The organism is Jannaschia sp. Os4 (assembly GCF_016820245.1).
In the GTDB taxonomy this organism is placed as follows: Bacteria; Pseudomonadota; Alphaproteobacteria; order Rhodobacterales; family Rhodobacteraceae; genus Jannaschia.
On record NZ_JAFCAR010000003.1, the window covers coordinates 447,627 to 461,399 of the forward strand.

17 protein-coding genes are annotated in these 13,773 nt (G+C 72.9%); 9 read left to right on the top strand and 8 right to left on the bottom strand.

All coding sequences use genetic code 11. From position 1 onward, the window contains the following. Positions 1-13: 13 nt before the first annotated feature. Both JQC91_RS07160 and JQC91_RS07165 read right to left on the bottom strand, forming a co-directional pair. A complete protein-coding gene (locus JQC91_RS07160; RefSeq protein WP_203286116.1) occupies positions 14-427 on the bottom strand; it encodes a VOC family protein in 414 nt (137 codons plus the stop codon). Beyond that, positions 424-1,221 carry a uracil-DNA glycosylase gene (locus tag JQC91_RS07165; protein ID WP_203286117.1) on the bottom strand — a complete coding sequence of 266 codons (798 nt, stop codon included), beginning with the start codon at positions 1,219-1,221 and terminating at the stop codon, positions 424-426. Before JQC91_RS07165 ends, JQC91_RS07160 begins: the two co-directional genes overlap by 4 nt. A 76-nt stretch (positions 1,222-1,297) precedes the next feature. Here JQC91_RS07165 and JQC91_RS07170 point away from each other — a divergent pair, with 76 nt between their 5' ends. Next, positions 1,298-2,275 carry an aspartate carbamoyltransferase catalytic subunit gene (locus tag JQC91_RS07170; RefSeq protein WP_203286118.1) on the top strand — a complete coding sequence of 326 codons (978 nt, stop codon included), beginning with the start codon at positions 1,298-1,300 and terminating at the stop codon, positions 2,273-2,275. Between the two features lie 174 nt (positions 2,276-2,449). Here JQC91_RS07170 and rpsU read toward each other — a convergent pair whose 3' ends face one another. Next, positions 2,450-2,656, bottom strand: a complete 207-nt coding sequence (gene rpsU, locus JQC91_RS07175; RefSeq protein ID WP_203286119.1) for a 30S ribosomal protein S21 — start codon at positions 2,654-2,656, stop codon at positions 2,450-2,452. A 107-nt stretch (positions 2,657-2,763) separates the two neighbouring features. Between rpsU and JQC91_RS07180 the strand changes: the two genes are divergently transcribed. From JQC91_RS07180 to JQC91_RS07190, 3 genes are all read left to right on the top strand, one after another. Further along, positions 2,764-3,459: a COQ9 family protein gene (locus tag JQC91_RS07180; RefSeq protein WP_203286120.1), complete on the top strand. Its 696-nt coding sequence runs from the start codon at positions 2,764-2,766 to the stop codon at positions 3,457-3,459. Positions 3,460-3,607: 148 nt separating this feature from the next. Next, complete coding sequence (locus tag JQC91_RS07185) at positions 3,608-4,051, top strand: hypothetical protein (RefSeq protein ID WP_203286121.1); 444 nt, start codon at positions 3,608-3,610, stop codon at positions 4,049-4,051. Between the two features lie 68 nt (positions 4,052-4,119). After that, entirely contained in the window at positions 4,120-4,809 is a 690-nt protein-coding gene (locus JQC91_RS07190; protein WP_203286122.1) for a haloacid dehalogenase type II, read from the top strand. On the opposite strand, the gene JQC91_RS07195 is transcribed toward JQC91_RS07190, so the two are convergent. Beyond that, a complete protein-coding gene (locus JQC91_RS07195) occupies positions 4,806-5,864 on the bottom strand; it encodes a serine hydrolase domain-containing protein (RefSeq protein ID WP_203286123.1) in 1,059 nt (352 codons plus the stop codon). The genes JQC91_RS07190 and JQC91_RS07195 overlap by 4 nt on opposite strands. Before the next feature lie 119 nt (positions 5,865-5,983). Between JQC91_RS07195 and JQC91_RS07200 the strand changes: the two genes are divergently transcribed. The 3 genes from JQC91_RS07200 to JQC91_RS07210 all read left to right on the top strand — a co-directional run bounded on the left by JQC91_RS07200 (position 5,984) and on the right by JQC91_RS07210 (position 8,231). After that, positions 5,984-6,805: an alpha/beta hydrolase gene (locus JQC91_RS07200; protein ID WP_203286124.1), complete on the top strand. Its 822-nt coding sequence runs from the start codon at positions 5,984-5,986 to the stop codon at positions 6,803-6,805. Positions 6,806-6,869: 64 nt separating this feature from the next. Further along, positions 6,870-7,856, top strand: coding sequence for a threonine/serine dehydratase (locus tag JQC91_RS07205; protein WP_203286125.1), 987 nt, complete (start codon positions 6,870-6,872; stop codon positions 7,854-7,856). 18 nt (positions 7,857-7,874) lie between these two features. Beyond that, positions 7,875-8,231, top strand: a complete 357-nt coding sequence (locus tag JQC91_RS07210) for an Mth938-like domain-containing protein (protein WP_203286126.1) — start codon at positions 7,875-7,877, stop codon at positions 8,229-8,231. Between the two features lies 1 nt (position 8,232). Here the strand turns inward: JQC91_RS07210 and JQC91_RS07215 are convergent, their stop codons facing one another. From JQC91_RS07215 to JQC91_RS07230, 4 genes are all read right to left on the bottom strand, one after another. Beyond that, positions 8,233-8,682: a hypothetical protein gene (locus JQC91_RS07215; protein ID WP_203286127.1), complete on the bottom strand. Its 450-nt coding sequence runs from the start codon at positions 8,680-8,682 to the stop codon at positions 8,233-8,235. 140 nt (positions 8,683-8,822) lie between these two features. Next, on the bottom strand, positions 8,823-9,257 hold the full coding sequence (locus JQC91_RS07220; RefSeq protein WP_203286128.1) for a VOC family protein: 435 nt from the start codon (positions 9,255-9,257) through the stop codon (positions 8,823-8,825). Between the two features lie 103 nt (positions 9,258-9,360). After that, positions 9,361-11,085 (bottom strand): calcium-binding protein, encoded by a 1,725-nt coding sequence (locus JQC91_RS07225; RefSeq protein WP_203286129.1) that lies wholly within the window; start codon positions 11,083-11,085, stop codon positions 9,361-9,363. Between the two features lie 150 nt (positions 11,086-11,235). Next, on the bottom strand, positions 11,236-12,117 hold the full coding sequence (locus JQC91_RS07230) for a DUF817 domain-containing protein (protein ID WP_238941364.1): 882 nt from the start codon (positions 12,115-12,117) through the stop codon (positions 11,236-11,238). A 221-nt stretch (positions 12,118-12,338) separates the two neighbouring features. On the opposite strand from JQC91_RS07230, the gene thyX reads away from it, so the two are divergent. Next, positions 12,339-13,283 (top strand): FAD-dependent thymidylate synthase, encoded by a 945-nt coding sequence (thyX, locus tag JQC91_RS07235; protein ID WP_203286130.1) that lies wholly within the window; start codon positions 12,339-12,341, stop codon positions 13,281-13,283. A 185-nt stretch (positions 13,284-13,468) separates the two neighbouring features. Then, a complete protein-coding gene (locus JQC91_RS07240; RefSeq protein WP_203286131.1) occupies positions 13,469-13,645 on the top strand; it encodes a hypothetical protein in 177 nt (58 codons plus the stop codon). The last annotated feature ends 128 nt before the right edge of the window (positions 13,646-13,773 follow it).

The following is a 13,773-nucleotide window of genomic DNA, read 5'->3' on the forward strand; positions in this document are numbered from 1 at the left end:
CGGGCAAGGCCGGTCACGGGATCGTGCCGCGTCGACCGTCCCGCCCCGGCTCGTCCGGATCGCTGGAGTAGAGGGCCAGCTTGTTGCCCTGCGGGTCGCGCAGGTAGCCCACGTAGAAGGAGGGGCCATACGCGTCGCGGAAGCCCGGCGCCCCCTCGTCCGTCCCGCCCGCCGCGAGGGCGGCGGCGTGGAGCGCGCGCACCTCGGCCTGCCCCCGCGCCTCGAAGGCGACCATGACGCCGTTGCCCGCCGTGGCGGGCGCGCCGTCGAAGGGCCGCTTCACGTAGAACTCCGTCCCCCGGTCGGGGATGTAGCTGAGGTCGCCGCGATACCGCTCCAGCCGGTAGCCGAGCGGCGGGAGCAGCGTCGCGTAGAACCGCTCCGCCGCCTCCATGTCGTCGGCGCCGACGGTCACGTAGGCGATCACGCCTTCGCCTCCAGCCGGTCCTGCAGGCGGAGCAGGTCCTCCCACGCCTGCCGCTTGGCGTGCGGCTGGCGCAGCAGGTAGGCGGTGTGCAGCATCGGCATCGCGGGCTTGCCCATCGCCTCCAGCCACTGGCCCCGCATCTTGGTGATCCCCCGCCGCCCGAGCAGCGCGAAGCAGGCGTGGTTGCCCATCAGGATCAGCACCTCGGGGTCCGCCAGCTCCACGTGGCGGCGCAGGAAGGGCAGCATCATCGCCGTCTCCTCCACCGTGGGGTCGCGGTTCCCCTCGGGGCGCCACGGCAGCAGGTTGGTGATGTAGAGCGAGCGGCCCGGATCGTCGGCGTGGCGCGACATCCCGATGGCGTCGAGCATCTTGTCGAGCAGCTGCCCCGCCTGCCCGACGAACGGCTTGCCCTGCCGGTCCTCGTCGCGGCCCGGCGCCTCGCCGATCAGCATCACGCGCGCGCGCGGGTCGCCGTCGGAGAACACCACCTGCTTGGCCCCGAGGCGCAGGTCGCAGTGCGGATAGCGCTCGATGGCCGCGCGCAGATCCTCCAGCGTGGCGGCGGCGGCGGCGGCGCGCTCGGCCTCCGTCACCGGATCGACCGCCTCGTCCGCGGGGGCGGCCTGCACGGCGGCGGGGGTCAGCGGCGCGGCGGCGGCGGGCTGCGGCATCTTCTCGGGCAGCGCGAAGCGGTCGACGGGGGTCTCGGTCAAGGCCTCGTCCACGCCCATCTCGCGCTGCCATTCCAGCAGCGCGCGCAGGGCGTCGGGGGAGAGGTCGTCGAGGTCCATCCCCGGCATGTAGCGCGGGCGCCCCCCGTCCGGGAGGGGGCTTGCCTCGGGGGCGGCGGGCGGCGCATCTGGGGCCATGCCGTTCCGCCAGCGCCACCTCCTCGGCATCGAGCCGCTCGCCCCCGACGAGATCGTCACGCTGCTCGACGCCGCCGACCGCTACGCCGAGCGCGGCCGGCAGGGACGGCAGCGGACCGACGCGCTGTCGGGCATGACGCAGGTCAACATGTTCTTCGAGAACTCGACCCGGACGCAGGCGTCGTTCGAGCTGGCGGGCAAGCGGCTGGGCATGGACGTGATGTCGATGGCCATGCAGGCCAGCAGCGTGAAGAAGGGCGAGACGCTGATCGACACGGCGCTCACGCTCAACGCCATGCGGCCCGACCTCCTCGTCGTCCGCCACCCCCATTCCGGCGCGGTGGACCTGCTGGCGCAGAAGGTGGACTGCGCCGTCCTCAACGCGGGCGACGGGCGGCACGAGCATCCGACGCAGGCCCTGCTCGACGCGCTGACCATCCGGCGCGAGAAGGGGCGGCTGCACCGCCTGACCATCGCGATCTGCGGCGACGTGGCCCACAGCCGGGTGGCGCGGTCGAACCTCATCCTCTTGGGAAAGATGGAGAACCGCGTGCGCCTCGTCGGCCCGCCCACGCTGATGCCCAGCGGCATCGGCGAGTTCGGCGTCGAGGTCACCGACGACATGGCCGCCGGTTTGGCCGACGCGGACGTGGTGATGATGCTGCGGCTGCAGAAGGAGCGGATGGACGGCGGGTTCATCCCGTCGGAGCGCGAGTACTACCACCGCTTCGGCCTCGATTCCGAGAAGCTCTCCCACGCCAAGCCGGAGGCCATCGTCATGCATCCCGGCCCGATGAACCGGGGCGTGGAGATCGACGGGACCTTGGCCGACGACATCAACCGCTCCGTGATCCAAGAGCAGGTGGAGATGGGCGTGGCGGTGCGGATGGCGGCGATGGACCTGCTGGCGCGCAACCTGCGGGCCGAGCGCGGGCGCGCCGCGGTCGAGGCGATGGGGCAGGGCACGCTGGTCTGACGGGGCCGGTTTCGTACACCCGATCCGGGCCGGTCTTCACGAAATTCACATCCGATTCACGCCGCGTCCGGCCCCGCGCGGCCCCGTCCATCTCGCAGGTGCGGAAATGGCGGACGCCCCCGCGTCTCTCGACACGGGGGCGTCCTGAAATCGTGACCGTCGCGGTCGGGCTGCTCAGAGCATCCCTTCGCGCTGGGCCTTCTTGCGGGCGAGCTTGCGCGCGCGGCGCACGGCCTCGGCCTTCTGCCGCGCCTTCTTCTCCGAGGGCTTCTCGAAGTGCTGACGCAGCTTCATCTCGCGAAAGACGCCTTCGCGCTGGAGCTTCTTCTTCAGGGCTCGCAGAGCTTGGTCGACATTGTTGTCGCGGACGCTGACCTGCATGTGGTTTTCACCACCTTTCTAGGTTCGAGTTCACATCAAGGATGCAGGAGGTGGCCCCCTAGCCCGCCGCACCCTACCTTGTCCAGCACCCGACCGGAGGTCCGCCCATGCCCGACGCCCGCGACAAGCTGCTCGACGCGATCCTGCCCCACGTCCCCTTCGACGGCTGGTCCGAGGCGGCGTTCCGCGCCGCCGTGGCCGACGCCGGCCTGACCCCGGCGCAGGCGCGGGCGGCCGCGCCGCGGGGCGCGCTGGACCTCGCGGTGGCGTTCCACAGGCGCGGCGACGAGGAGATGCGCGCGCGGCTCGCGGCCGAGGACCTGACCGAGATGCGCTACGCGGACCGGGTGGCCCACGCCGTCCGCACGCGCCTCGAGATCGCCGAGCCCGACCGCGAGGCGGTGCGCCGGGGCGTCACGCTGTTCGCGCTGCCGATGCACGCCGCCGACGGGACGCGGGCGATGTGGGGCACGGCGGACGCGATCTGGGACGCGCTGGGCGACACGTCGCGGGATTCGAACTGGTACACCAAGCGGATGACCCTTTCGGGCGTCTACGCGTCCACGGTGCTCTACTGGCTGGGCGACGAGAGCGAGGACAGGACGGAGACGTGGGCCTTCCTCGACCGCCGGATCGAGGACGTGATGCGGATCGAGAAGGCCAAGGCCGCGATCCGGAAGTCCCCCGTGCTGTCGCGACTCACCGCGCCGGTGGGGGCGCTGCTGGGCCGGGTGAAGGCCCCGCCGCGCATGCCGCGGGGGGACCTGCCGGGTTACTGGTCCACGCAACCGGAGCGCGAGTAAACGGTCGGCGGGACCGGCTCCGACGGTTGATCGGCGGGAAACGGCCGGTCCCGGCCGGAGGCGCGATCTGCACCTTCTTGCCCCAGAAATGCCCCACCTCGACGGCATTCCGGCCCCGTCCCCCAACGGAGGAGCCGAGGACCGCCCGATGCCCGCCCGCCGCTTCATCAGATCCGAGCGCGGAACGATCTCCATCGACTGGGTCGTCCTCACCGCGATGATGCTCGGCACGGCGCTGGCCATGGGCGCCACCGTGCGCGGCGGCTTGGAGGACGGCCTCCCCGACCCCGAGTCCGCCGCGATGCGCGGCTTGGCGGTGCAGCGCGCCTTCGCCTCCCCCCACTGCCCCGACGGCGTCGCCGCCGTGCAGGTGATGGAGACCGCGCGCGTGGCCGCCGGGGGCGAGGATCCGGTGGACGTCGCCGCGTGGATCGGCATCGCGGCCTACCGCACCGACGCGGACCTGCGCGCCGAGCGCGAGGCGCTCCGCTCCGCCGTCGCGACCCGCGCGACCCTCGACTGGACGCGGGACCGCACGCTCTTCGCGGCCGCCGGATGCGCGCTGGTGGCGCGGGGCCTCGACCCCGCCTGAGGCCGCGCGCCGTTGCCGCACGGGGGGACCCGTGCGACAAGCCCGGCGACCCCCCGCGAGGAGCGCCCATGCCCGTCACCACCTGCATCTTCGACGCCTACGGGACGCTGTTCGACGTCACCGCCGCCGCCCGCCTCGCCGCCGGGGAGGAGGGGTTCGAGGCGCTCGCCGACGCATGGCCCGGCCTCGCCGCCGACTGGCGCGACAAGCAGTTGCAGTACACGTGGCTGCGCGCCGTCACGGGCGAGCACGCGGACTTCTGGGAGGTGACGGGCGACGGGCTCGACTGGGCGCTGGAGAAGGCGGGCCTCGGCGAGCGCGCGGACCTGCGCGAGCGGCTGATGCAGCTCTACCGTGAGTTGAGCCCCTACCCCGAGGTGCCCGACATGCTCGGCGCGCTCAAGGACGCCGAGCGCGGCACGGGCATCCTGTCGAACGGCTCGCCCGAGATGCTGTCGGCCGCCGTCCAGTCGGCGGGGATCGCGCGGCTGCTGGACCACGTCCTGTCCGTCGAGAGCGTGGGCCGGTTCAAGCCCGCGCGCGAGGTCTACGACCTCGTGACCGCAGCCTACGGGTGCGACGTGGGCGACGTGATGTTCGTCTCCTCCAACGGCTGGGACGCGGCGGCGGCGGCGGGCTACGGCTTCCAGACCGTGTGGGTGAACCGCGCGGGCCTGCCGATGGACCGGCTGCCGCACCGCCCGCACCACGTGCTGCCGGACCTCGCGACGATCCCGGACCTCGCCGCCTCGCTCTAGCCGGGGGGCGGCGTCAGCCCCGCCATCACCGTCTCGACCATCTTCTCGCCGTTGCGCCCGTTGGTGAGCAGCACGATCCCCTCGCCCGTGGCGGGCAGGAAGCCCGCGAAGGCGTTGAACTCGTCGTTGCTGCCGCCGTGCCCGACCATCGGGGTGCCGACGTCGAGGATCATCCAGCCCAAGCCCCACGAGCCCGGCGGCGGCTCGATCCCGTCCTCGCCGATCCGCAGCACCTCGGGCGGGACGGGGGACTGGGGCCGCGTCATCTCGGCCCACGTCGCGGGTTCCAGCCCCGCGCCGTCGCAGACGAAGGCGAGGAAGCGGGCGTAGTCGTCCGCCGTCGTCACCAGCGAGCTGGCCGCCATCGCGCGGTCGGCGAGGTTGTCGAGGCCGCGCGGCTCGGCCCCGGACGCATCGGCATAGGCGGTCGCGGGGACGACGCCCGCCGGGACGGGCCGGGCCACCGCCGAGCGCGGCATGACGGCGCCGAGGCGGGCGGCGAAGAGCGCCTCGAAGGTGGCGCCGGTGCGGTCCTCGACGAAGGCCTGCAGCAGCTGGAACCCCTCGCCGGAATAGGTGAACGCGGTGCCGGGCTCGGCCTCGAACGGGATGGGCGCGGTGCGGTCGTGGAAGTCCGTCCCCTCGTCCACCCAGTTGGGCAGTCCGGTGCGGTGCGTCAGCACGAGGCGCGGGGTGAGCCGCGCGTAGCGGGGGTCGGGGATGCGGGGGTAGGCGAAGGTCTCGGCGAAGGGCGCGTCGAGGTCGATCACCCCCTCGTCCACCAGCTGCATCACGATCGTCGCGAACACGGCCTTCGTCAGCGACGCGGCCTCGAAGGCGGTGTCGGCGGTGACCGGCGCGCCGGCCGCGACGTCCGCGAGGCCCGCCGTCACGGTCCCCCCCGGCGTGCAGCCGGTCAGCGTCGCCATCGCCACCCCCGGCACGTCGTGGGCGGCGATGGCGGCGGCGAGGTCGCCGGCGGTGGGGAAGGGCGGCGGCTCCTGCGCGGCGGCGGGCAGGGCGAGCGCGAGGGCGGCGAGGGCGGATCGGATCACGGGCGGCTCCAGCTGGCTGACCCTAGGTCAGCCGCGTGGGCCGGGGAGGGCCAGCCCTTTCGCCCGCCGCTTCCGAACCGGCGCGGAATGGCGCATGGAGGCCCCCGAGGAGACCCGCCATGCCCGAGTTCAAGACCTCCGACGGACTGCGCCTCGTCTACGACGACGACGGGGACGGCACGCCGATCCTGTGCCTGTCGGGCCTGACCCGCAACGCCGAGGACTTCGAGCCGGTGCTGCCCTACCTCTTGGGCGAGCACCGGGTGATCCGGCTGGACTACCGCGGGCGCGGGCGGTCGCAGCGGGCGCCGGACTGGCGGGACTACACCGTGCCGACCGAGGCGCGGGACGTGGTGGAGCTGCTGGACCATCTGGGGCTGCCGCAGGCGGCGATCCTCGGCACGTCGCGCGGCGGGCTGATCGCGATGGCGCTGGCGCTGACGCACAAGGCGCGGCTCACGGGCGTCTGCCTCGTGGACATCGGGCCGGAGCTGGACGCGGCGGGGCTGGACGCGATCGTGGACTACGTGGGCCGGCCGCCGGAGGCGCGCACCCTCGACGAGGCGGCGCTGATGCTCGCCACGCAGATGGAGGGGTTCCGCGACGTCCCGGCCGAGCGCTGGCGCGAGGAGGCGGCGCGGCGCTACCGCGACACGGGCGACGGGCTGGAGCTGCGCTACGACGCGCGGCTGGGCGAGGCGATCAAGGCGGGCGCGGCGCCCGCCGCCGACCTCTGGCCGCTGTTCGACGCGCTGGCAGGGCTGCCGCTGGCGCTGATCCGGGGCGCGGAGTCGGACCTGCTGTCGCGCGTCACCGCCGACGAGATGGCCCGCCGCCGCCCCGACATGGTGGTCGCCCACGTTCCCGGCCGCGGCCACGTGCCGTTCCTCGACGAGCCGGAGGCGCTGGAGGCGCTCAACGAGTGGACGATGCTGCTCTGAGCGCATCGTGTCGGGTACAAAGCTTCGGTGGATCGGGGCGTGGGACCGTCCTATCCCATGCCCCATGAGCATCTGGACCGACCCCTTCGCCGCCGCCCCCACGCTGGACGACATCCGCGCCGCCGCCCGCCGCCTCGACGGCGCGGCCCGGCGCACGCCGCTGCTGAACGCGCCGCTGCTGGACCGCGCCGCCAAGCGCCGGGTCTGGGTCAAGGCGGAGTGCCTGCAGGTGACCGGCTCGTTCAAGTTCCGCGGCGCCTACGCCACCCTGTCGGGCCTCGCGCCGGAGGAGCGCGCGCGCGGCGTGATCGCGATGTCCTCGGGCAACCACGCGCAGGCGGTGGCGCATTCGGCGGCGCTGCTCGGCTGCCCGTCGGCGATCGTGATGCCGCACGACGCGCCCGCCGTGAAGCTGGAGCGGACGCGCGCCTACGGGGCCGAGGTCGTGACCTACGAGCGGGGCGTCGAGGACCGCGACGCGGTGCTCGCGCGCGAGGCGGAGGCGCGGGGCATGACCGTGGTGAAGCCCTACGACGACGCCCGCGTCATGGCGGGGCAGGGGACCTGCGGGCTGGAGATCGGCGAGGAGATGCCCGACGACGTCGAGGAGGTGCTGGTCTGCTGCGGCGGCGGCGGCCTGACCGCCGGGACGGCCTTGGCGCTGGAGGGCCGCGCGCGGGTGCGGCCCGTCGAGCCGGAGGGGTTCGACGACGTCTGCCGCTCGCAGGCCTCGGGCCGGATCGAGCGCAACGCGCGGGAATCCGGCGGGCTGTGCGACGCGATCATCACGCCCGCGCCGGGGCGGCTCACCTTCCCCGTGCTGCGCGACGTCTGCGGCGCGGGGATCGTCGTGACCGACGCCGAGGCCCTGTCGGCCATGCGGGCCGCGTGGGAGCACCTGCGCGTCGTGCTCGAGCCGGGGGGCGCCGTGGCGCTGGCCGCCGCGCTGTTCCGGGCCGGGCCGGACGTCTGCGTCGTCGCCTCCGGCGGGAACGTGGACGAGGCCGTGTTCCGTCTCGGCCTCGAGGCCCCCTTTCCGCGCGGGGCCTGACGGCCTAGCTGCGCGGGCATGGACCTGACCGAACTCTCCTTCGACGACGCCCGCCCCTTCGACGGCTACGGCCCCGGCTTCTTCCGCATCGGCGGGGAGGTCGTGCGCGGCGGCGTGGTGCTCCACGCGGGCGGCCTGTCCGCGTGGGACGGGGCCGACCCCGCGCCGCTCGTGGCGCTGCGGGACGCGGTGGACGTGGTGCTGCTCGGGACCGGCGCCGAGATCGCGCACGCCTCCGGCGACCTGCGGGCCGCCGTGGAGGGCGCCGGGCTGGGGCTGGAGGTCATGTCGACCCCCGCCGCCTGCCGCACCTACAACGTCCTCGTGAACGAGGGCCGCCGGGTCGCGGCGGCCGTGCGCGCGGTGGCCGGGTAGCTCAGCCCTTCGCTGCGGCGAGGCGCTCGATCAGCGCCTCGGTCGTGTCGCGGACGTGCTCGGGCCGCTCGATGTCGCGGGCGCGCATCGTGTCGTCGAGCGCCTGAAGCGCGTCGATCACCTCGGCCGCGCCGTCGATGTCGCCTTGGCCGAGCCGGACCTCGAAGGAGGCGGGCAGCCCGTCGTAGAGGCGCAGCACGTCGGCCTCCTCCATCCCGTCGATCATCACGCGGAACGAGCGGTAGGAGCCGCTGTCGCGGTAGGAGGGCGGCGCGAAGGAGGTGGCCTCGATGTCCGTCAGCTGGACCTGCTGGGCGGTGGCCGTCCCGGACGGGCCGGGCGCGGCCATGAGCGTCGCGGCCACGAGGCCCACGGTGCCCACGGCGGCGGCGAGGATTCCGAACTCGACGGTCGCGTTGCCGTCGATGCCCTTCAGGAAGTTCAGTCCCATGGTCGCGTCCCCTCTTCTCCGCCCGGTTTCCGGGTCGGGGGCAGGGATGCGACGGGATTCGGGCCGGGACCGGGGACAAGTCTAGGCGATTTGGGGGCAAGCTCCCCCTCCTCGCCACATTCTCGCCCCGGTCCTTAACGTCACCAGTGCCCGGTGTTCTCCATGCTGGCCCACGGCTCCTGCGGGGGCTTGGCGTCCCCCTTCTGGAGCAACTCCACCGAGACGTTGTCGGGCGAGCGGACGAAGGCCATGTGCCCGTCGCGGGGCGGGCGGTTGATGGTGACGCCGTTGTCCATCAGCGTCTGGCAGAGCGCGTAGATGTCGTCGACGCGGTAGGCGAGGTGGCCGAAGTGGCGCGAGTCGCTGGGCAGCCCGTCGTCGCCGTCCCAGTTGTAGGTCAGCTCGACGTCGGCGCGCCCGTCGGCCTGGTCGGGCGGGCACATGAACACGAGGGTGAAGCGGCCCTTCTCGTTCTCCGTGCGGCGGCGCTCGGTCAGGCCCAGCATCTCGTAGAAGGCGATGGACTTCTCGAGGTCCAGCACGCGGACCATGGTGTGCAGGTATTCGATCGACATGGGCGGTCAGCCTCCGGTTGGTTCGCGGACGCTGATACACCGCCCCCGCCCCCCGAGGGCACCCCCGGCGGGCGCGTCCGCGCCCGCGCCGGGCCGGCTCGCGTCAGAACAGGAAGTCGGCGTCCGTGAGCTGGACGAGCCGCACGTCGTCGAGGACGAGGCGCCCGCCGCCCGCCCATTCGATCACGACGTCGCCGTCGCGCTCGCGCACCGAGTCGGTCGCGTCGCGCCACGTCGCGATCGACGGGCCGGGGAAGAACGCGGAGATGTCGATGCGGTCCGCCCCGTCGGTGAAGTCGGTCACGCGGTCCCGCCCCTCGCCGGGGGCGAACACGAAGGTGTCGGCCCCGCCGCCGCCCCGGAGGCGGTCGTTCCCCTTGCCGCCCTCGATCGTGTCGGCCCCGCCGCCGCCGTTCATCCGGTCGTCGCCGGCCTCGCCGTCGAGGACGTCGTTCCCCTTGTCCCCGTCGATCGTGTCCGCCCCGGTGCCGCCGCGCAGCGCGTCGCGCCCCGCGCCGCCCTCGAGGCGGTCCGCGCCGCTGCGCCCGTAGAGGACGTCGTCCCGGTCGCCGCCGTCCAGCGTGTCGTCGCCCGCCCCGCCGCTCAGCGTGTCCTGCCGCGCCCCGCCCGAGAGCAGGTCGTCGCCGTCGTCGCCGCGCAGCAGGTCCTCGCCGAACCCGCCGTGGATCGTGTCCGCGCCGGCGCCGCCGTCGATCGTGTCGTGGCCGCCCGCGAAGAGCCGGAGGTTCGTGTTCGAGCCGAAGGCCGCCACGTCGCCGTGGATCAGGTCGTCGCCGTCCCCGCCGTCGATCCGGTCCGACCCGGCCCGGACGCGCACGGTGGTCGAGGCGTATTCCGCGTCGCCCGCGATGGTGTCGTTCCCGGCGGAGCCGACGACGACGTCGTCGCCGAACTCGATCTGGCGCCCGTCCGTGACCGTGGAGAGGCCGAGGATCATCTTGTCGATGTCGCCCCGGACGACGACGCCCCCGTCGGCCCCGCCTGCGTCGATGGTGTCGTCCCCGCCGCGGAAGACGATCGCGCTGCCGAAGTCGTCGATCTCGAAGGCGTCGCCGAAGACCCGCGAGCCGCTCCCCCCGAGGAGGGTGATCACGTCGTCCCCGCCCGTCAGCGCGCCGCCGTAGAGCTGGCGGTAGACGTCGCCGTAGACGGTCGCGTCCGAGGCGAGGGCGATCCGGTCGTCCCCTCCGCGGACGATCTCGCGCCACGTCACGACGCCGACGTCGCCGTGCACCGTCTGGCGCTCGGCCCCGGCCCCGCCCGTGATGGTGTCGTCGCCGCCGTCGAGCACCGCGCGGACGCCGCCTGTGTTCCCCATGCTCACGAGGTCGCCATAGACCTGCACCCCCGCGCCGCCGAGGTCGAACGTGTCGTCGCCCCCCGTGCGGGCCCCCTCGCGCAGGCCCAGCCCGTCCCCGGCGAGCAGGGTGCGCCCGAACAGGTCGATCTCGGGGGAGCCGCGCGACAGGTCCACGGCGTCGTCCCCCGCGAGAAGCGCGGCCCAGAAGGCGTCCGCCTCCGTGTAGAAGCCGACCGGCAGCCCTGCGGCCGGGAGGTCCACGGCGAGGCGGGCGGTCCCGCCGCCCGACGGCGCGATCACGTCGACGCGGTCGAGCGCGCCGCCGGTCGGGCCCGCGTCGGGATCGGCCCCGTAGGTCAGGCCCGCGCCGCGCAGCGTCACGACGTGGCCGCTGGTGGTCTGGTACTCGAACCGCGTCGCCGTCGCGGCGAGGACGGTCCCGGTCCCCTCGGGGTCGAAGGTCGACTGGTCGAACCGCGCGCCGGCGGTCAGGGTGATCTGCGTCATGGCGTCCGTGTCCCTCGGGCGGCCCGTCCGGCGGAGGTCGTCCCGTCCGGCTCCGGGCGGCGCGAGGGTGGGGGCGGGGCCCCCGGTCCGCAATCGGGGGCGGGCCGCGCGGGGCGGCGGTCGGCGGGAAGCCGCCCCTTGACGCGCGCGTCAGGCGGCCCGCGCGGCCCCGGTGCCCGACCGCGCGGGCGGCGTCCACGCCCCCCGCACCAGCGCCCCCCGCGACACCAGCGTCACCGTCCCGAACGCCACCCACAGCAGCAGGTACCACGACCCCAGCTTGCCCAAGGACACGAGGTCGAGCGCCCCCTGCCCGGCATAGACCCACGTCCGGGTGAACGTGCCCACGTTCTCCGCGATCCAGAGCGCGAGCGCGGCGAGCAGGGCGGCCAGCGGCATCGGCATCCAGTGCCACCCCGACACGCGGAACCAGACGCGGGTGCGGGCGAACAGCACGAGCGTCCCCGCCATCAGCGCGTAGCGCAGGTCGGGCCCGAAATGGTGCCAGAAGAAGTTGAGGTAGATCGCCCCCGCCAGCGCGAAGGCCGCCCAGAGCGGCGGGTAGGGGCTGAACCGCATGTCGTGGACGCGGATCACGCGGGCGATGTAGCTGCCCACGGCGGCGTACATGAAGCCCGAGAACAGGGGCACGCCGCCGATCTCGAAGACCCCGTGGTCGGGATAGTCCCACGACCCCATGCGCAGCTTGAACACCTCCATCGCGGTCCCCGTGACGTGGAACAGCGCGATGACCTTGGCCTCCGCCCACGATTCGAGCCGCAGCGCGAGGAACGCCGCCTGCGTGGCCAGCGCGAACACGAACAGCCCGTCGTAGCGCGTCACCGGCCAGTCCGCCTGCCACGTCAGCCGCGTCACGACGATCGCCGCGAGGAACAGCCCGCCGAACAGCGCGGCCCAGCCCTGCTTGAGCACGAACATCGCGAACTCCGCCGCCGCGGGCGGCAGGCGCCGCCGCGCCCAGTCGCCCATGCGCCGCTCCAGCCACGCCGTGCCGCGATCCGTGCCCTGCATCCTTGCCCCTCGAACCCCTGCCTACCGATCCGATAGGCGAGGTTCGAATCGGTCTCAACGATTGTGGCGGTTCTGGGGCACATGTTGCGGTCCGTGACGGCGGCTCCACATCACGTGCCCCGATTTGGACTCTCCCTCCGGGGTCGCCGCATCCTTGCCCTGTTTCCCGCTTCCCCCGCCTTGGAGACGCGCGGAAAGCGCGCTGGGCTGGAGGCAGGCACATGAACGAGATCACCAAGCAGACAGGTCGCATCTCCCCGGAGCAGCAGACCGAAATCGACACCGCGCGTGCGACGACACGGCAGACCCTGCGGGCGACTGCGGAAGGAATGGAGAAGCATCTCTACTCCGCCATTCCCTGCCTCGACCACGGCTTCGTCCGCGTCGTCGATTACATGGGCGATGATGCCGCCATCTGTCAGGCTGCCCGCGTCTCCTACGGCAAGGGCACCAAGTCGGTGCAGAACGACGCGGGGCTGATCCGCTACCTCATGCGGCACTGGCACTCGACGCCCTTCGAGATGTGCGAGGTGAAGCTCCACGTGAAGCTGCCCGTCTTCGTGGCCCGCCAGTGGATCCGCCACCGCACGGCCAACGTGAACGAGTACTCGGCGCGCTACTCCATCCTCGACCGGGAGTTCTACGTGCCCGCGCCGGAGCACCTCGCCGCCCAGTCCGCCGTCAACAACCAAGGCCGCGGCGAGAGCCTCGGCGGCGAGGAGGCCGCCCGCGTCCTCGACTGGCTGCGCGACGACAGCGAGCGGGCCTACGACCACTACGAGGCGATGATCGGCGACACCGCGCCCGACGGCTCGCCCCAGCAGGGGCTGGCGCGCGAGCTGGCGCGCATGAACCTCCCCGCCAACGTCTACACGCAGTGGTACTGGAAGGCGGACCTCCACAACCTGTTCCACTTCCTGCGCCTGCGCGCCGACCCCCACGCCCAGTGGGAGATCCGGGTCTACGCCGAGGCGCTGTGCAAGGTCGTCGCCGACTGGGTGCCCGCCGCCTACGGCGCGTTCGAGGACTACCGGCTCGGCGCGGTGCAGGTCTCGGCCAAGGGCGCCGAGGTGCTCCGGCGGCGGCTGGCCGGGGAGACGGTGGGGTTCGAGGAGAGCGGGATGAGCAAGGGCGAGTGGCGGGAGTTCGAGGGGGAGTGGGGGTGACCGCCAACTACAGGCGGGCGAAGAAACCTGCTTGCCTCGCCCGTCCGCTGCGGTTTAGTGGGCACAGCGTTTTGCCGAAGCGCCAAGAAAATGACGCTCCGTCTTCACGGAGCATTCATTGTTTTGGTGTGGATGGGGAACCACATGGGAGAGTGGTTCGTCTACATCTTGGAAGGAGTGCAGACATGGAAAAGCTATACGCTGCGCTTCGTGATAAGCACCCGAACGCAGAGGTCCGTGACGTGAAGTTCATCGTCAACCCGAGCAAGGTTGATGATCAGGACCTCGATGCCCTCGACGAGGGGCTTGCAGAGGTGGTTCGCGAAGCTCAACCTCTTGCGGGTCCCGAAGCGTTGGCCTAGGTCGGCCGAACGCTAGGAGAACAAACGCGGACTTGCACATTTGAGTCCCCCCTAGCTCCGAGCTTTGGGGGGATTTTTCGTTGGAACATACCAAGGTAGCCCAGCACCTTCACGAACTACGTCACAAG

What these genes read in the sequence shown, in the direction of transcription:
- JQC91_RS07165 (WP_203286117.1), bottom strand. Translation starts at nt 1,221, where the DNA reads ATGGACCTCGACGACCTCTCCCCCGACGCCCTGCGCGCGCTGCTGGAA.
- JQC91_RS07170 (WP_203286118.1), top strand. Translation starts at nt 1,298, where the DNA reads ATGCCGTTCCGCCAGCGCCACCTCCTCGGCATCGAGCCGCTCGCCCCC.
- rpsU (WP_203286119.1), bottom strand. Translation starts at nt 2,656, where the DNA reads ATGCAGGTCAGCGTCCGCGACAACAATGTCGACCAAGCTCTGCGAGCC.
- JQC91_RS07180 (WP_203286120.1), top strand. Translation starts at nt 2,764, where the DNA reads ATGCCCGACGCCCGCGACAAGCTGCTCGACGCGATCCTGCCCCACGTC.
- JQC91_RS07185 (WP_203286121.1), top strand. Translation starts at nt 3,608, where the DNA reads ATGCCCGCCCGCCGCTTCATCAGATCCGAGCGCGGAACGATCTCCATC.
- JQC91_RS07190 (WP_203286122.1), top strand. Translation starts at nt 4,120, where the DNA reads ATGCCCGTCACCACCTGCATCTTCGACGCCTACGGGACGCTGTTCGAC.
- JQC91_RS07200 (WP_203286124.1), top strand. Translation starts at nt 5,984, where the DNA reads ATGCCCGAGTTCAAGACCTCCGACGGACTGCGCCTCGTCTACGACGAC.
- JQC91_RS07205 (WP_203286125.1), top strand. Translation starts at nt 6,870, where the DNA reads ATGAGCATCTGGACCGACCCCTTCGCCGCCGCCCCCACGCTGGACGAC.
- JQC91_RS07210 (WP_203286126.1), top strand. Translation starts at nt 7,875, where the DNA reads ATGGACCTGACCGAACTCTCCTTCGACGACGCCCGCCCCTTCGACGGC.
- JQC91_RS07215 (WP_203286127.1), bottom strand. Translation starts at nt 8,682, where the DNA reads ATGGGACTGAACTTCCTGAAGGGCATCGACGGCAACGCGACCGTCGAG.
- JQC91_RS07220 (WP_203286128.1), bottom strand. Translation starts at nt 9,257, where the DNA reads ATGTCGATCGAATACCTGCACACCATGGTCCGCGTGCTGGACCTCGAG.
- JQC91_RS07225 (WP_203286129.1), bottom strand. Translation starts at nt 11,085, where the DNA reads ATGACGCAGATCACCCTGACCGCCGGCGCGCGGTTCGACCAGTCGACC.
- JQC91_RS07230 (WP_238941364.1), bottom strand. Translation starts at nt 12,117, where the DNA reads ATGCAGGGCACGGATCGCGGCACGGCGTGGCTGGAGCGGCGCATGGGC.
- thyX (WP_203286130.1), top strand. Translation starts at nt 12,339, where the DNA reads ATGAACGAGATCACCAAGCAGACAGGTCGCATCTCCCCGGAGCAGCAG.
- JQC91_RS07240 (WP_203286131.1), top strand. Translation starts at nt 13,469, where the DNA reads ATGGAAAAGCTATACGCTGCGCTTCGTGATAAGCACCCGAACGCAGAG.